Source organism: Limimaricola cinnabarinus LL-001 (assembly GCF_000466965.1).
GTDB classification, from domain to species: Bacteria; Pseudomonadota; Alphaproteobacteria; order Rhodobacterales; family Rhodobacteraceae; genus Limimaricola; species Limimaricola cinnabarinus.
Window position 1 is genome coordinate 1 of record NZ_BATB01000038.1, and the last position, 15,609, is coordinate 15,609.

A 15,609-nucleotide genomic window follows, 5' to 3' on the forward strand; every position below is an offset into this window, starting at 1 on the left:
GGGGGGGAACTGCTGGTGCGCGGCGCGGTGCAGGCCGCCGAGCGGATCGGGATCTCGCCTCTCGTGATCGGCCTGACCCTCGTTGGTTTCGGCACCTCCATGCCCGAACTCGTGACTTCGGTTCAGGCGGGGCTGGGCGGATTTCCGGGCATCGCCTTCGGCAACGTCGTGGGGTCGAACATCGCCAACATCCTGCTGATCGCGGGCGTCTCGGCGCTGATCTGCCCGATCGTCGTCGCTCGCTCGGCGCTGCGCCGGGACGCGGTGGTGATGCTCGCGGTCGGGGTCGCCTTCGCGGTGCTGGCCGCGCTGATGCCGATGGGCCGCGTCCTGGGCGCGGGGCTGGTCACCCTGCTGGTCGGCTACATCTGGTTCGTGATCCGTCAGGAGCGCCGCGCGAACGAGGGCGGGGCCATCCATGACAAGAGCGCGGCCCTCGCCGGGGCCGATCCGGGCCTCGCCCCTCCGCATACGCGAAACGGCCTCGCGATGCCGCTGCTCATCGCGCTGGCCGGTCTGGCCCTCGTCGTGGTCGGCGGCTCCTTTCTGGTGAGCGGGGCCGTCGCCATCGCCCGCGGCTTCGGCGTCTCCGAGACCATCATCGGCCTGACGATCGTCGCGGTCGGAACCTCGATGCCGGAACTCGTCACCTCGGTGATCGCCGCACTGAAGCGGCAAGGCGACGTGCCTTCGGCAACATCGTCGGCTCGAACATCTACAACATCCTCGGGATCGGCGGCACCACCGCTCTCATCGCGCCGTCCAACGTGCCGCAGGAGATCGTGCGCTTCGACGCGCCGGTCATGGTCGCGGTGTCGCTGCTGCTCGTGGTCTTTGCGGCGACCGGTCTTCGGATCGGGCGGCGCGAGGGGGCGGTTCTGGTGGCGGGCTACGTGGCCTATGGCTGGATGCTCTGGCCCTGATCCATGGCGCCGGTGATGCGGCCCGCGTCACCGGCGCGCCCGGCTCAGTAGTTCCACATCGTCCCGTCTTCGAGCCGAACGACCGGGTGGCTGCCGGGCGTGTACTCGTAGCGCGTGGCCTCCTCCTCGTCGAACGCGACCCCAAGGCCGGGCGCGTCGCTGACATGCACCATGCCATTCTCCATCCGGTGGTCTGACGGGAACAGCGCGTCGCATTCGGGCGTGCCGAGGACGAGGTATTCCTGAATGCCGAAATTCGGTGCCCAGGCATTGAGATGCGCATGCGCCGCCATGCAGATCGGCGAATGGCTCGGCGCGCCGTGAAAACCGGTGCGCACATGATGCAGCGCCGCGAGATCGACGATGCGGCGGGCATGGGTGATGCCGCCCGCATAGGTCGCGGCGATGCGAATGAAATCGATCAGCTCGTTCTCGATCAGCTTGTTGCAGTCATAGATCGAATTGAACACCTCGCCGATGGCGACCGGCACGGTGGAATGCTGCCGCAAGAGCCGCAGCGCGTCCTGATCCTCGGCGGGCGTCGGGTCCTCGAGCCAGAACAGCCGCGCCGGCTCCACCTCCTTGGCGAAAGCCGCCGCCTCGCGCGGGGTAAGACGGTGGTGCACGTCATGCAGGATCTTCAGATCGGGACCAAAGCGGTCGCGGATGCGCATCAACGCCTCGGGCATGAAGCGCATGTATGTCTCACTGTCCCAGCTCTCGACCTTGGGCCGGATGCCGGAATAATCGGTGATGAAGTGCTTGGCGCCCTTTTCCTCGGGGACCGCATAGCTCGCCGTGGGCATGCCGGGGATGCCGCATTGTACGCGCACGGCCCTGTAGCCTGCCTCCGTGTAGTGGGCGATGCTGTCCATCAGGTCTTCGAGATCGGCGCCGGTGGCATGGGCATAGACGAGCGCGCCCTCGCGGCTCTTGCCGCCCAGGAGGTCATAGACCGGCAGGTTCGCGAGCTTGCCCTTGATGTCCCAAAGCGCCATGTCGATGGCGCCATAGGCCGCCATGGCGATGGGGCCGCGCCGGAAATAGGCGCCGCGATAGAAGAACTGCCAGATGTCCTCGCTGCGGCGCGGGTCCATGCCGATCAGGTTCGGAATGAGGTAGTCCTGCAGGTACTTGGCGGGCAACGTCTCGCGGTTGTTGAGCGTGGCGTCGCCAAGGCCGTAAACGCCCTGATCGGTCATGATCTTGAGCGTGACATAGTTCTTGGCGGGGCCGCCGACGAACACCTTGGCATCCGTGATCTTCATCTGGGGGATCTCCGTCGATGGGGCGGGTCGTGCGGAGCCGTCCCTTTGGTTCTCGAGTTGAAAGGGCAGGGCTCTCACGGGCTCCGCACTACGGCGTCGCTCAGGCGAGGGCCGGCGCGTCGGTCCAGTTGCCGCTCTCGCGGATCAGGTCGATGATCCGCTGATACTGGCGGCCTTCGCGGAAGGTCGGGTAGGGCTCGACCGTCTCGCCGCAGATGTCGCGGACGAACGCGCGCGCGAGGTGGTGCCAGCACTGCTCGGTCTCGCCCGCGACATCCGGCACCATGGCGGCAATCTCCGCAGGCAACGGCTGCTGCTGCCATGCCTTGCCGTCATGCAAATGCAGCGCGCCGCTGCCGTAATGCCCTTCGAGATAGATGGCCCCCTTGCTGCCGTAGAAGACGATGTGATCCTCGCGAAAGCGCGGCACCAGACCGCCATGCTTGAACAACACCGAAACCGGCGCATCGGCAAAGCGGCTCCGCAGCCGCGCCATCACGGTATAGGACCACTCGACGTCGCTTTCGCCCCATTCGAGCGACGGGTCGTCGAGATCGCGCGGGATGAAGTCGCGCCGCGTGGCAAAGTTGTGCACGCCTTCGACGATCGGCGCGCGGCCCAGATCGTCGCGCACCTCGCCCGCGATCTGCATGACCTCGTCGCCGATCACCGATGTCACGATCGACAGCGTGTGGGTGAAGTTGTTGTTGAGCCGGCCGCCGCCATCGGCCCTGCGATGCGACCAGCCAAAGGGGATCTCGCGCTCGAGGTTGAAATGCGAGATGCATTCGACCTCCGTGGGCGCGCCGATCGCGCCTGCTCGACCAGCGCCTTGGCGTGCAGCACGCCGGGCGCGTAGCGAAAGCTCGCCGCATAGGCGGTCTTGACCCCTTTCTCCTGCGCCAGTGCGTGCAGTTCGGCCGCCGTGTCGCCATCGGCCGTCATCGGCTTGTCGCAGAACACATGGGCGCCGAAGGCGATGGCCTGCTTGATCGGCTCGTAATGCGCGCCGCCCGGCGTCGCGATCGACACGATGTCGGGGCGGCAGGTCTCCAAGGCCGCCTGCCAGTCGGTCCCGGCATGAGGGATGCCCATCTCGCGGGCGACTTCCTCGACGACCTTTGGGGTGCGGCCAACGATGCCCACGATCTCGGCCCCCGCCGCCCGAAACGCCTCCGCGTGGCCCCGACCGGCGAAACCGGTCCCGGAAATCAGAACTTTTGTCATGCTATTCTCCTCATGCCTGACGGCGAACGGATGTGATGGGGGGCCTTGGGCGCGCCGCGCGACGGGGGCACAGGCAGGCCGGGCAGGGGGCCGCCGCGACAGCGGGATCGCGGCGGGCCGGGGCGGTCGGCGCTCAGCCGTATTGCCTCGCATAGGCGGCGTTCATGACCTCGATCACCTCGTCGAAGCCCATCTTGTCCAGCGTCGCGAGATAGCCGTCCCAATCGGCCTCGACATCGCCATTGCCGAGAACCCATGCCTGCTGGCGCTCCAGCATGTAGCTCTGGATCGAGGGCCAGTACTTGTCGTAGACGGCCTGCTCCTCCTTGTTGAAGGCAACGCCGAGGAACTGGTCGACCAGCAGGTCGTGGCTGTCGTAGAGCTCGATCCCCTCGCGCGCGGCGGGCGCGGTCCACTGCCACTCATAGCGGAAGTCCTGCCAGTAGCCCTTCTTGATCTGCGCACCGACCGCCCAGAGCTGGCTGTTCACCGGCTGATCGCTGTTCAGCACCGCGTCGGTGAAGATCGGCTCGCCGTCGATCATCTCGTACTGCTCTCCCTCGACGCCGAAATTCGACAAGAGACGGCCCTCTTCGGTGAACCAGAAGTCGAAATACCTGATGGTCTCGACGGGGTGGTCGTTGGAATGGCTGATCGCCCAGCCATCGGGCTTGATCGGGATGCGGCGATGCTCCTCGATCCGGCGGCCGCTGACGCTTTCGGGCGGCAGCATCGGCACGAAGTCGAAGCCTTCGATCCGGTCGGTCAGTGCCGCGTTGTAGCCCGAGGTCGAGGCGAACCAGTCATGCGTCATGCCGCCGAGATTCTCGCCCAGAAGGTGGTCGCGCGCCGAGACGCCGCGCGTGAAGACCTCCTTGTCGATCAGCCCCTCCTCGTACCAGCGCGCGATATGGGCTAGCCCCGTGCGATAACTTTCGCGCGCATAGGGATGCACCACCCGGCCCTCGTCATCGACCATGAAGTCATGCGGCGTGTCCGAGCCCGAGGAACGCCCGTCCCACAGCGTCACGAGGCGAATGAGCTCCTCCCAGTCGCGCACGAAGAACGGCACCTCGTCCTGTCGGCCATTGCCATTGGGGTCGTCGTCGCGAAAGGCGACGAGCGTGTCGTAGAGCTCGTCGACACTGTCGGGCCGCTCCAGCCCCAGCGCGTCGAGCCAGTCCTGGCGCACGAACCAGGCGCGGCCGTATTTGCCGTCGGGCAGATAGGGGATGTAGTACATGTTGCCGTCGAAGGCCGAAATCGCCTGACGCAGTTCGGGGCGTTCGTCGAAGAACGCCTTTATGTTGGGGGCGTGCTCCTCGATCAGCTCGTTGAGCGGCAGGAACGCGCCTTGCGGCCCGTATTCGTTGACCGGCTGCTTGATCAACTGGCTGCCGACGATGTCGGGCATGTCGCCCATCGCCAGCAGCAGGTTCATCGCCTCGCGCGTGTCGGCGGTGTTCTTGCCCGCCGTCGCCTCCTTGAGGTGGATGCCGGTCAGCTCGCGCGCCGCCTGCTCGACAGGATAGCTTTCGACATAGCCCTGCGAGCGGTCCCAATGCATGTGGATCGTAAGCTCGAGCGGCTCCTCGGTGATCCTGAAGTCTTCATTCGCGGCGACGGCGCCCGCCAGACAGGTCGTGCTGAGAATGGCCGAAGCCAAGGTCGTTCTACGCATGGTGTCCTCCCTTTCGCGTATCTCGGTCCGATCGAAGTGATCCTCCCCGGCGCGGCGACCCTCCCCGGTCGCGCATGTCGGGTGTCCCGCGCGGGCATGGCCTGCGGGGTCCGCGCCGGGGTCCGGCGCGGGTCGTGACGTCCGGCCTTGCGGACGAAACCTCTAGTTGGCGGTCGGCCTCTCGATCAGCCTCGCAACCTCTCATCGGTGAACAGCGCGTCGGCCTTTCGCTCCGGATCGCCGATATGCGCCCGTAGCGCGCCTTCGGCGCGTTGCGGGTCCCGCGCCCGGATCGCCTCGACGATCGCGGCATGCTCCCCGAGCACGCGCGCGCCGCCGACGATCCGGTGCCTGCGACGGATCAGCCGCACCCGGTTGAGATCGAACTGCGCGCGCCGCGCCGTCGCCCATGCGTCGGCATGGCCCGACAGAACGAAGAGCTGGCGGTGTAACCTCTCGTCAAGCTCGCGGAACGCCGCCGCATCCTGCCGAGCCAGCGCCTCGGCCTGCCGGGCGAGGATCTCGTCGAGGTCCCCGATCCGGTACCGCGGGTCGGGCCGTGCCGCCGCGTCGCGCACCGCCCCGATCTCGAGCTGCAGCCGGATGAAGCAGGCGGTGGCATAGCGGACGGTGCAGATGGGGGTGACATAGCTGCCGCTTTGCGGAACGATCCGCACGAGGTTCACCTCGTCGAGCCGGATCAGCGCCTCGCGAACCGGCGTCTTGCTGATCCCGAGAGCGGCGGCGATCTCCTTTTCGGAGATGCGCTGACCGGGACGCAACCGGACCGTCACGATCAATTCGCGCAGGATGTCGAAGACTGAAAGGTAATGTTGACCTCCGGATCGAGCCGCGCGCCCGTCAGGAGATCCGCCATTCGCGGCGCCGGTTCCGATCCGGGCAGTGGTGCCGAGATGTCCTGCAACGCCGCCTCCCCGGTTGCCGAAAGGGCCGCGGTCACTCCGATCCGCCGATCCCGATCCCGCAATTGATATGTCAGATCCGGCATGTTGTAAACAGATTCGTAAACCTGTCCTTCGTTTTCAGGTATTGCGCTGATCTAAAGACGAATATGGGTCGCCACTTGTAATGAGCCGATTGGATTTGCCAATGGTTGCGAGCTATTCCGGGTAGCCAGTCGGGTACTTCGTTCCTCGGCGAGGTTCGTTTCTGGCGATGATCATTGACTTGCTTTACAAATAAAACAAGTCTGCCGCGATAAGGCACCCCCGGTCGGCAGCTCGCAAAGGAGCCCCCCATGCGCCCAGATCATTCTTTCTCGCGCCGGGCTTCCGGCCTGAAGATCGCGCCATGGACCGCGCCATGGACGGGGGCCACGCGATGACGGGCCTCTTCTCGCTCGAAGGCCGCAAGGCGCTCGTCACCGGGGCCAATGCCGGGATCGGAAGCGCCATCGCCGTGACGCTGGCGGGGCAGGGCGCGCATGTGGTCTGCGCCGGACGGCGCAACTGCGACGAGACGGTCGCACGGATCGCGGCGGCGGGCGGCGCGGCCGAGAGCCTGACCCTGGATTTTGCCGATCCGATGGCGGCGCGGGACGTGTTCGGCGGGGCGGGTTTCGACATCCTCGTCAACAATGCGGGCACCATCCGCCGCGCCGAGAGCGTCGATTTTACCGAGGCCGATTGGGACGACGTCGTCGACGTCAACATGAAGGCGGTGTTCTTCACCTGCCAGGCCTTCGGGCGCGAGCTGATCGCGCGGGCCGCCCCGGCGCGGTGGTCTCGATCGCCTCGCTGCTGTCGTTTCAGGGCGGCATCCGCGTGCCCTCCTACACCGCGTCCAAGCATGGCGTGGCCGGGCTGACCAAGATCCTCGCCAATGAATGGGCGCCGCATGCGATCACCATCAACGCGGTGGCGCCGGGCTACATCGCCACGGCGAACACGCAGGCGCTTCGCGACGACCCCGAGCGGTCGGGCGCCATTCTCGACCGCATCCCGGCCGGGCGTTGGGGCGCGCCGGAGGATATCGGCGGCACCGTGGCCTTCCTGTGCTCGCCCGCCGCGACCTATCTCACCGGCGCGGTGATCAATGTCGATGGCGGCTGGATGGCGCGCTGATCGCGCCTGTGATCGACGCGGGGCCAAGGGCGGCGCGGCCGGCGGGTTTTGAGGCTTCACCGGTCGCGGCCCCGGCTCATTGCCAATTGGCAACCATGTCGCAGGCGATGTCGAAGGCCTGCCGCATCGCGGCGACCCGCGCCGTGCCCTGTCCCGCGATGTCGAAGGCGGTGCCATGCGCCGGGGTCGTCACCGGGTAGGGCAGCCCGCCCTGCACCGTGACGCCGCGCTCGAAGCCCAGAAGCTTGAGCGCGATCTGGCCCTGATCGTGATACATCGTCACCACCGCGTCGATCTCGCCGTCGCGCAGCTTGAGGAACACCGTATCCGAGGGCCATGGCCCGTCCACCGGCATCTGCCGCTGCTGCATCGCCTCGATGGCCGGGCGCAGCACGTCGATCTCCTCGCGGCCGAAATTGCCGCCGTCGCCCGCATGCGGGTTGAGCGCCGCGACCGAGATGCGCGGGCGCGCAATGCCCGAGCGCCGCAGCGTCCGGTCGATCACCTCGACCGCGTCGCCAAGCCGTTCGGCGGTAATGGTATCGGCCACGTCGCGCAGCGCGATGTGGCTGGTGGTGCGCGAGGTCCACATGCCGTCGAGCACATTGAGCTCAGACAGATACTCCGTCACACCGAGCCGCTCGCCCATGTGGTGCAGCTCGTCTGCATGGGCGAGCCCGGCCTTGTGCATCGCCGCCTTGTTGAAGGGCGCGAAGACGAGGGCGTCGATCCGCCCGGCCTGCAGCAGCTCCAGCGCCCGGTCCAAGCTCGCCAGCACCGAGCGGCCCGAGGCCTCGGTCTCGACCGCGACCTCGATCTCGGAGGCGGCGATGGTCTCGGTCTCGTGCCACGCGACGCCTCCGGGGGCGCGTTCCACGCTTCGGGGTCCACCGGCACGAGGGCGTACTCCGCGCCCGCCTGACGCATGCCCTGCTCGAACACGCAGCGATCGCCGATCAGCAGGATCTCGGCCGCCTCGCGGACGCCTCGGCTGCCATGAGCTTCGCGGTCAGCTCGGGGCCGATGCCGCTGGGATCGCCGGGGATGATGCCGATACGGGGTTTCATGTCTCGCGGCCCTCCTCGGCCTGTTCGGATCGGGTCTTGGCGATGTTCTCCACCGCGGTTTCGAGGTGATGGCGCAGCGCCGCCGCCGTGGCGGCCGCGTCGCGCGCCTTGAGGGCGCGGACCACCTCCTCGTGCTGGCGCAGCGTGCGCGAACGGTCCGGCTTGCGCTGCGACGAGATGAAGCGCGCGCGCCAGAGCCGGGCGTTGTATTGCCGCTGGGTCTGCGCCAGCGGCCGGTTGCGGCTGGCGGTCACGATCGCCTCGTGAAAGGCCATGTCGCGGCGAAAGAAGGTGAGCGGCTCGTCGGTTTCGGAGCCCTCGACCATCTCGCGACAGATCCGCTCGATCTCGGCGATCTCGGCATCTGTGCCGTTGCGGCAGGCCTGTTCGCCGGCCAGCGCCTCGATCGCGCCCAGCACCGAGAGGTTCTGCTCCAGCGTTTCGAGATCCGGGTCGGCCACGAAGGGGCGGCGGGTCGGCGAATAGACCACCAGCTCCTCGGCCTCGAGGATGCGCAACGCCTCGCGCAGCGGCGTGCGGCTGATCCCCAGAGCCTCGGCGAGGTCACGCTCGCGGATCGGGGCGCCGGGGGCGAGCTTGGCCAGAAGGATCAGCTCGCGCAGCCTCTCGGCCACCTCGTCGCACAGCGTCTTGCGACCCGAGATCGGCGCCATTTCGGCGAGGCTCTTCGACAGGTCGGTCTCTTGGGTCATGGTCGTGTTCCTTTCAACGCCCCCAGCGCAGCACGATGGGGTCGAGGGGCCGCAGCAGGCCGATCAACTCGGCGCGGGTCTCGGGCGCGAGCGGCGGCACCGGGTGGCGGCAGAACTCCGAGCGGATCACCCCGCCCTCGACCATCGCCGCCTTGGCCGCGCGAAAGCCGCATTGCCGGTTCTCGTGGTTGATCGCGGGCAGGATGCGGGTGTAGCCCGCCATCGCCCTCTCGCGGTCGCCCGCACGATGCGCCGTCACCACCTCGCGGATCAGTTCGGGGATCATCGCCGAACACATGGTGCCCGAAGCGCCCGCGTCGAGATCGGCGAGCATGGTGATCCCCTCCTCACCATCGAGAGGGCTGAGGATCGCCTCGCCGCCTTGGGCGATGAGCGCGCGCAGCTTGGTCGCGGCACCGGTGCATTCGATCTTGAAATGCCGCACCATCTCGATCTCGCGCGCCATCCGCACCAGAAGCGGCACCGGCAGGTCGACGCCCGAGAGCGGCGCGTCCTGCAGCATGATCGGGATGCCGACCTCGCCCACGCGGGCGAACTGCTCATAGCATTGCTCGGCCGTGCCCTTGAGGAGCGCGCCGTGATAGGGCGGCATCATCATCACCGCGACGGCGCCGAGATCGCGCGCCAGCCGCGCCCGCTCCACCACGATAGGTGTCGCGTAGTGCGAGATCGTGACGATCACCGGCAGCCGGCCTGCGAGGTGTTCGAGGCAATGCCGCGTCAGCGTCTCGCGCTCCGCGTCCGAGATCAGGAACTGCTCGGAGAAGTTGGCGAGGATGCAGACGCCGTCGGCGCCCTGATCGACAATGCAGTCGAGCACGCGCGACATGCCCGGCAAATCGAGACTGCCATCCGCGTTGAAGGGGGTGGGGGCGACCGGCCATGCGCCGGTCAGGGTTTCGGGTCTCATGGGTTCACTCCTCGATCCGGAAGTTGTGGAGATGCCGGTCGCTGATCGAGATGCCCAGACCCGGCATGTCGTCGTCGAGCTGCAAAAAGCCGTCCTTCGCCTCCGGGTCGCCCTCGAAGATGTAGTAGAACAGCTCGTTGCCGACCTCGACGTCGAAGACCGGGAAGTATTCGGCGATGGGGCAGTTCGCATTGGCCATGCTCAGGTGATAGTTGTGCATCTGCCCCGCATGCGGGATCACCGGCACCTGGAACGCCTCGGCGATGGCGTTGATCTTCTGCGCCGCGGTGATGCCGCCCACGCGGTTGGTGTCGTATTGCAGCACGCTGACTGCGCCGCGGCGCAACAGGTCGGCGCAGCCCATCACCGAGAACTCGTGCTCACCGCCCGAGATCGGCACGATGTTCATGGCATTGAGCTCGGCATAGCCCGCCACGTCGTCGGCGATCACCGGCTCCTCGAGCCAGCGCGGTTCGTATTTCGCGAGCTTGGGCAGCATCCGCTTGGCGTAGTCGAGGGTCCAGCCCATGTAGCATTCGAGCATGAGATCGTTGTCCCAGCCGATCACCTCGCGCAGCGCCTCGACGCGCTTGAGGTTCTCGCGCATGCCCGGCATCCCGTCCTTGGGGCCATAGCCAAAGCGCGACTTGTAGGCGGTGTAGCCGTGGGTCATGGCCTCTTCGGCCTCGGCCTGCATCGCGGCGATGTCGCGGGCATAGAGCTTGGAGTAGTAGACCGGGATCTTTTCCTTGGTGCGGCCGCCCAGCAGCTTGAAGACCGGTTTGCCGGTGAGCTTGCCCATCGCGTCCCAGATCGCGATGTCGATCGCCGAGATCGCGGTCATGCCGATGCCCTTGCGGCCCCAGGCATGGGTGCGGCGATACATCTTTTCCCAGATATAGGCATAGTCGAACGGGTCCTCGCCGATCACCAGCGGCGCGTACCAGTCGTCGATCGCCTTTTTGACCACCGTGGGGGCCAGTGCCGCGTTGCCGATGCCGACGGTGCCGTCATCGCATTCCACCTCGACGGTCAGCCATTGGTGAAACCGGAACGAGGACATGGCGTCGCCCTTCTCGTAGAGCGCGTCCGAGGCGTTGGTGCAGAAATTGCCCCGAGGCGGGACGGTCGGCCCGGTCCAGTGCCAGACGCGGGTGCGGATCGAGGTGATCTTGGTCACGACGCGATCTCCTTTCGTGTGATCTTGCGGATGAGGTGGGTGGCCTGCGCGCCAAAGAGCGCGAGCAGGGTCAGCGCGAAGAAGGTGAGCGCGATGGGCCGGGTGAAGAGCATCCACCATTCGCCGCGAAACATCGCGACCGATTGGCCGAGCCGCTGTTCGACCATGGCGCCCAGCACCAGCCCGATGGCCAGCGAGACGACCGAGAAGCCGTGGCGGATCATCAGATGGCCGATCACCCCGAAGGCGAGCGCGATGATCACGTCGACCTGCGACTGGCGGATCGCATAGGCGCCGACGATCGAAAACAGGAACACCAGCGGCCACAGGATGCGCACCGGGATGGTGGTGATCCGCGCGAAGATCGGCGCGCCGCCCAGGCCCACGGCGATGAAAAGAAGGTTCGCTACCAGAAGTGCCGCGAAGATCACGCCGAGGAATTCGCCCTGCTCGGCAAAAAGCATCGGCCCGGGCTGCAGCCCTTGGGTCAGAAGCCCCGCGAGGATGATCGCCGCGGTCGGGCTTCCGGGAATGCCGAGCGCCAGCGTCGGCACCAGCGAGCCGCCGATGGCCGCGTTGTTGGCCGCCTCCGAGGCGGCGATGCCCTCGATCTCGCCATTGCCGAAATTGTCGCGGTTGGGCGACCAGCGCCGCGCCTCGTTGTAGGAGATCATCGAGGCGATGGTCGCGCCCTCGGCGGGCAGCACGCCGATGAAGGTGCCGATGCCGGTGGAGCGCAACACCGTGGTGCGGATGCGGCGGATGTCGGCCCAGCCGGGCAGCTTGACCGCGCTCATCGCGACGAGGTGGCGCTCTTGGTCGAGCTGGGTCGATTGGCGCAAGAGCTCGGCGATGCCGAAGATGCCGATCATCACCGGCACGAAACCGATCCCGTCATAGAGCGCATGGGTGCCGAAGGTGTAGCGTTCGACCCCGGTAAGCAGGTCGACCCCGACCGTGGCGAGCAGCACGCCGAAGGCGCCCGCGATCAGGTTCCTGACCGCCGAGCCGCCGCCGATCGTCGCCAGCATCGACAGGCCGAACAGCGTCAGGGCGAAGTATTCGGGCGGGCCGAAATCATAGGCCAGCCGCGCCATCAGCGGGGCTGCGACGAAGAGAAACCCGATCGATACCAGCCCGCCGAAGGTCGAGGCGATGGTCGCGACGCCGAGCGCGCGCCCCGCTTCGCCGCGCAGCGCCAGAGGATAACCGTCGAGGCAGGTGGTGGCCGAGGCCGAGGTGCCCGGCGTGTTGATCAAAATCGCGGTGATCGCGCCCGCGAAGGTGGCCGATCCGTAGATCGTCGCCAGAACGACCGTGGCCGAAATCGGGTCCATGGTCAGGGTGAAGGGCAGCATCAGCGCCGCGCCGGTGGTGGCGTTGAGCCCCGGCAGAACCCCGATCACCGTGCCCGCCAGCGTCGTGGCGACGATGAGCAAGAGAAGCTTCGGGTCGCCGAGGGCCAGAAGACCCGAGAGGATATCGCCCATGTCGCGCCTACCCGTAATAGAGGTTGATGAGAAAGCCGCGCGGAAAGCGGACCTGAAAGGCGGCGTCGAAGAACAGCACCACCACGACAGGCGCCACGAGGCCGAGGGCCAGAAGCACCGGCACCCGCCTTTCGCCCCAGCACCATGCGAGACCGGCGCAGCCGATCATCAGCGCGAACAGGAAATCGCCGAGCAGCACCAGCCCGCCGAACAGACCGAGCATCAGCACCGAGAGATGAAACTCGCGCGGCAGCGCGTCGGGCCGATCGTCCCCCGCATGACGCGCGTGCCACAGGCCAAGGAGCGACAGCGCGATGATGATGCCCGCCACCAGCCGCGGAAACGCACCCGGCTGAAAGCCCCGGATCAGCATCGGCGGCACGTCCTTGAAGGTGTAGGACCAGCCATAGGCGAGGCCCGCGATCAGCGCGCAGGCGATCAGCGGCAGGATTGTCGAAAGTCGGGTCCCCATGACGGTGCTCCTCCCCCGGGGTGAATGGACCGCGACGGCCGCCCCTCCCGGGCGGCGTCCGGCGGGCCGCCTCAGCCGTCGATATAGCCCAGCTCGACCAGCGCCTCGCGCATCCGCGCGACCGACGTGTCCATCTGCGCGCCCCAGACCTCGGCATCCGCGACCGAGCTTTCGTCGAGGCCCTGGCTTTCGAGGAATTCGAGATATTCGGGCGATTTCATGCCCTCCATCATCGCCGCGCGGATCTGCTCGACCACCGCGTCGGGCGTGCCGTCCTTGACGGCGAAGCCGCGCACGGTGGCGAAATCGGCGTCGATGCCAAGATCGGCGGTGGTCGGGGTGTCGGGCGCCGTGGCGAGGCGCTCCGACCCCATCACGACCATCGGGCAGACCTCGCCCGCGTCGATCTGGGCCACCGCCTCGCCGTAGTTCAGCACCGCGATATCGACATTGCCGCCGACGAGGTTGGTCAGCAGGTCGCCGCCGCCCTCGAAGGGGATGATGTCGGGCTGTGCCAGCCCCGCCGCCTTGGCGAACATGAAGGCCGAGACGTCGTCGATATTGGCGACATGGGTGACGCCGTAGGACATCGAGTCCTGCTTCTGGGCGTCGAGGAAGGCCTGCGCACCCTCGTGGACGCCGCATTTGGTCATCAGCACCTGCGGATCGTTGGTGCCGCGCGCGATCGGGATCAGCCCCTCGGCGCCGCTGGCGCCGTTCTTGGCCTGGGTCACGGCGTGACCGGTGGTCCAGACGAGGATGGTGTGACCATCGGCGGTCTGACGGTCGAGATACTCCATCGACACGGCGCCCGATCCCCCCTGCCGGCTGGCGATGACCATGTCGGTGTCAAGCACCGGCGCGACCGAGGCGATCATCATGCGGGCGGTGGTGTCGGTGCCGCCACCGGCGCCCGAATGCGTGACCACCTCGATGGTGCCGTCCGGATAGGCCTCCTGCGCGAGGACCGCGACGGGGGCCATGATGGGGGCCGCGATGGTGGCGAGCAGCGCCGTCGTTTTCATCAGCATCTTCAAGTCTCCTCCCTGATTCCCTCTGCACCACGCCGGGTGCATTCCAATCGTTAACCGGCCAATTTCGACATGTCAAAGTTTTGGCATGCCAAAAATTGCAATCGTCGTGATCAAGATAGTGAAATCCAGGATCATGTGCGGACCCTCGCCGCGCTAACGCGGACGGCGGGGGCCACCGCACGGGAAAGAGATGGACCGAATGGCTGGGCGGCGCGTTTGGTGTCCAAGCGGGGCAGGGGACCGAAGGGCCGCCGCCCGCGCCACATCAGCGAGGATCACGACATGAGCGAGAGCGAAGACAAGGCCAAGGGTGCCGCGAACAAGACCGTCGGCGCCGCCAAGGACAAGATCGGCGAGGCCACCGACAACAAGGATCTTCAGAACGAAGGCAAGGCGCAGAAGCTCAAGGGCCACGGCCAGAACCTCAAGGGCGAAGCCAAGGGCGCGCTCGACGACTGAGACCGCATCGGCGCGCCCCGCTCGGGGCGCGCCGATTCAGCATGGACCGCCGGTGCTGCGCCGCGCCTGCACCCGTGCGCCCAGATCGACCAGCGCCGGGCCGGGGTCACGGCCTTCGAGCCGGGCACGGATCATCCGCGCTGCCTCCACTCCCATCTCGAAGCGGTTGGTGCGCACCGAAGTGAGCGCAGGCTCGGCGGCGTGCATCATCTCTAGATCGTTGAAGCCGCAGATCCCGAGTTGGTCCGGCACGGTGCGCCCCAGACGCATCGCCTCGAACAGCGCGCCCATGGCGAGATCGTCATTGTTGCAGAACACCGCATCCGTTTCGGGCCGCCGGGCGAGCAGGGCGCGCAGGAGCGCCGCTCCGACGCCGACGCTCGAAGGGGTTTCGGTCGTCTCGCAGCGCTCGGGCTCGAAGCGGCTTGCCGCCTCGGCCTCGGCGCGAAACCCCGCGAAGCGGCGTTGCGTGCGCGGGTCCATCCGCGCGCCGAGAAATCCCGGACAGCGGTAGCCTTGGGCGATCAGGTGCCGGGTCGCCGCCGCCGCCGCGTCGTGATGCGAGAACCCCACCATCATGTCGACCGGGTCGGGGCCGATCTCCATGACCTGCACCACCGGGCAATCGGCGCGTTCGAGCAGCCGCCGCGCCGCCGGGGTCTGATCGATGCCCGCGACGATGAGACCGGCGGGGCGCTGGCGCAGGAACACGCCGAGCAGCTTTTCTTCGGTCGCGGGCTCATAGCGGGTGATGCCGTATTGCACGTCGAAGCGGGTCTCGGAGAGTTCCTCGTAAAGCCCGGAGAGCACGTCGGTGAAGACTGCGTTGGTGGCCGAGGGGATCAACACGCCGATCACGTCGGCGCGGCCAGTGGCCAGCGCGCGAGCTGCGGGGTCGGGCACGTAGCCGAGCGCGGAGACGGCCGCGTCGATGCGCGCGCGGGTGTCGGGCTGCACCGTGTCGGGGCGGCGCAGCGCCCGGCTGACCGTGATCGGCGAGACCCCCGCCTGCGCCGCGACTTCGGCCAAGGTCACCCGTTTCGCCATTTTGATCCCCCACTTGACGGATGACAGCGCTGT

14 protein-coding genes and 2 pseudogenes are annotated in these 15,609 nt (G+C 67.3%); 3 read left to right on the plus strand and 13 right to left on the minus strand.

Going from position 1 to position 15,609, the window contains the following annotated elements; genetic code table 11:
• Positions 1–923, plus strand: a pseudogene (locus MBELCI_RS12350) (calcium/sodium antiporter); the annotation flags it as partial.
• A gap of 44 nt (positions 924–967) precedes the next feature.
• Here MBELCI_RS12350 and manD read toward each other — a convergent pair.
• The 5 genes from manD to MBELCI_RS12370 form a co-directional block, all read right to left on the minus strand.
• A complete protein-coding gene (gene manD, locus MBELCI_RS12355; protein WP_021694563.1) occupies positions 968–2,191 on the minus strand; it encodes a D-mannonate dehydratase ManD in 1,224 nt (407 codons plus the stop codon).
• Between the two features lie 100 nt (positions 2,192–2,291).
• Entirely contained in the window at positions 2,292–2,975 is a 684-nt protein-coding gene (locus MBELCI_RS21290; RefSeq protein WP_439645927.1) for a hypothetical protein, read from the minus strand.
• Positions 2,867–3,418 carry a Gfo/Idh/MocA family protein gene (locus MBELCI_RS21295; protein ID WP_021694565.1) on the minus strand — a complete coding sequence of 184 codons (552 nt, stop codon included), beginning with the start codon at positions 3,416–3,418 and terminating at the stop codon, positions 2,867–2,869. The genes MBELCI_RS21290 and MBELCI_RS21295 overlap by 109 nt, the downstream gene beginning before the upstream one ends.
• A gap of 133 nt (positions 3,419–3,551) precedes the next feature.
• Positions 3,552–5,099: a type 2 periplasmic-binding domain-containing protein gene (locus MBELCI_RS12365; RefSeq protein ID WP_021694566.1), complete on the minus strand. Its 1,548-nt coding sequence runs from the start codon at positions 5,097–5,099 to the stop codon at positions 3,552–3,554.
• A gap of 185 nt (positions 5,100–5,284) precedes the next feature.
• A complete protein-coding gene (locus MBELCI_RS12370; RefSeq protein WP_369385452.1) occupies positions 5,285–6,121 on the minus strand; it encodes a GntR family transcriptional regulator in 837 nt (278 codons plus the stop codon).
• Between the two features lie 319 nt (positions 6,122–6,440).
• Between MBELCI_RS12370 and kduD the strand changes: the two are divergent.
• A pseudogene (gene kduD / locus MBELCI_RS12380) lies at positions 6,441–7,183 on the plus strand (2-dehydro-3-deoxy-D-gluconate 5-dehydrogenase KduD).
• 76 nt (positions 7,184–7,259) lie between these two features.
• Here the strand turns inward: kduD and MBELCI_RS12385 are convergent.
• The 7 genes from MBELCI_RS12385 to MBELCI_RS12415 all read right to left on the minus strand — a co-directional run bounded on the left by MBELCI_RS12385 (position 7,260) and on the right by MBELCI_RS12415 (position 14,067).
• A complete protein-coding gene (locus MBELCI_RS12385) occupies positions 7,260–8,060 on the minus strand; it encodes a 4-hydroxythreonine-4-phosphate dehydrogenase PdxA (RefSeq protein ID WP_021694571.1) in 801 nt (266 codons plus the stop codon).
• Positions 8,061–8,246: 186 nt separating this feature from the next.
• Positions 8,247–8,963: a GntR family transcriptional regulator gene (locus MBELCI_RS12390; RefSeq protein WP_021694572.1), complete on the minus strand. Its 717-nt coding sequence runs from the start codon at positions 8,961–8,963 to the stop codon at positions 8,247–8,249.
• Between the two features lie 13 nt (positions 8,964–8,976).
• Positions 8,977–9,894 carry a dihydrodipicolinate synthase family protein gene (locus MBELCI_RS12395; RefSeq protein ID WP_021694573.1) on the minus strand — a complete coding sequence of 306 codons (918 nt, stop codon included), beginning with the start codon at positions 9,892–9,894 and terminating at the stop codon, positions 8,977–8,979.
• A 4-nt stretch (positions 9,895–9,898) separates the two neighbouring features.
• Entirely contained in the window at positions 9,899–11,074 is a 1,176-nt protein-coding gene (locus tag MBELCI_RS12400) for an L-rhamnonate dehydratase (protein ID WP_021694574.1), read from the minus strand.
• Entirely contained in the window at positions 11,071–12,564 is a 1,494-nt protein-coding gene (locus MBELCI_RS12405) for a tripartite tricarboxylate transporter permease (RefSeq protein WP_021694575.1), read from the minus strand. Before MBELCI_RS12405 ends, MBELCI_RS12400 begins: the two co-directional genes overlap by 4 nt.
• 7 nt (positions 12,565–12,571) lie before the next feature.
• The gene (locus MBELCI_RS12410; protein ID WP_021694576.1) at positions 12,572–13,036 is read right to left on the minus strand and encodes a tripartite tricarboxylate transporter TctB family protein; all 465 of its coding nucleotides are present in this window, start codon (positions 13,034–13,036) and stop codon (positions 12,572–12,574) included.
• Positions 13,037–13,107: 71 nt separating this feature from the next.
• Positions 13,108–14,067 (minus strand): Bug family tripartite tricarboxylate transporter substrate binding protein, encoded by a 960-nt coding sequence (locus tag MBELCI_RS12415; RefSeq protein WP_021694577.1) that lies wholly within the window; start codon positions 14,065–14,067, stop codon positions 13,108–13,110.
• Between the two features lie 285 nt (positions 14,068–14,352).
• Here MBELCI_RS12415 and MBELCI_RS12420 point away from each other — a divergent pair, with 285 nt between their 5' ends.
• Positions 14,353–14,529, plus strand: coding sequence for a CsbD family protein (locus tag MBELCI_RS12420; protein ID WP_021694578.1), 177 nt, complete (start codon positions 14,353–14,355; stop codon positions 14,527–14,529).
• 36 nt (positions 14,530–14,565) lie between these two features.
• On the opposite strand, the gene gntR is transcribed toward MBELCI_RS12420, so the two are convergent.
• Positions 14,566–15,576 carry an HTH-type transcriptional regulator GntR gene (gene gntR, locus MBELCI_RS12425; protein WP_021694579.1) on the minus strand — a complete coding sequence of 337 codons (1,011 nt, stop codon included), beginning with the start codon at positions 15,574–15,576 and terminating at the stop codon, positions 14,566–14,568.
• Positions 15,577–15,609 lie beyond the last annotated feature (33 nt).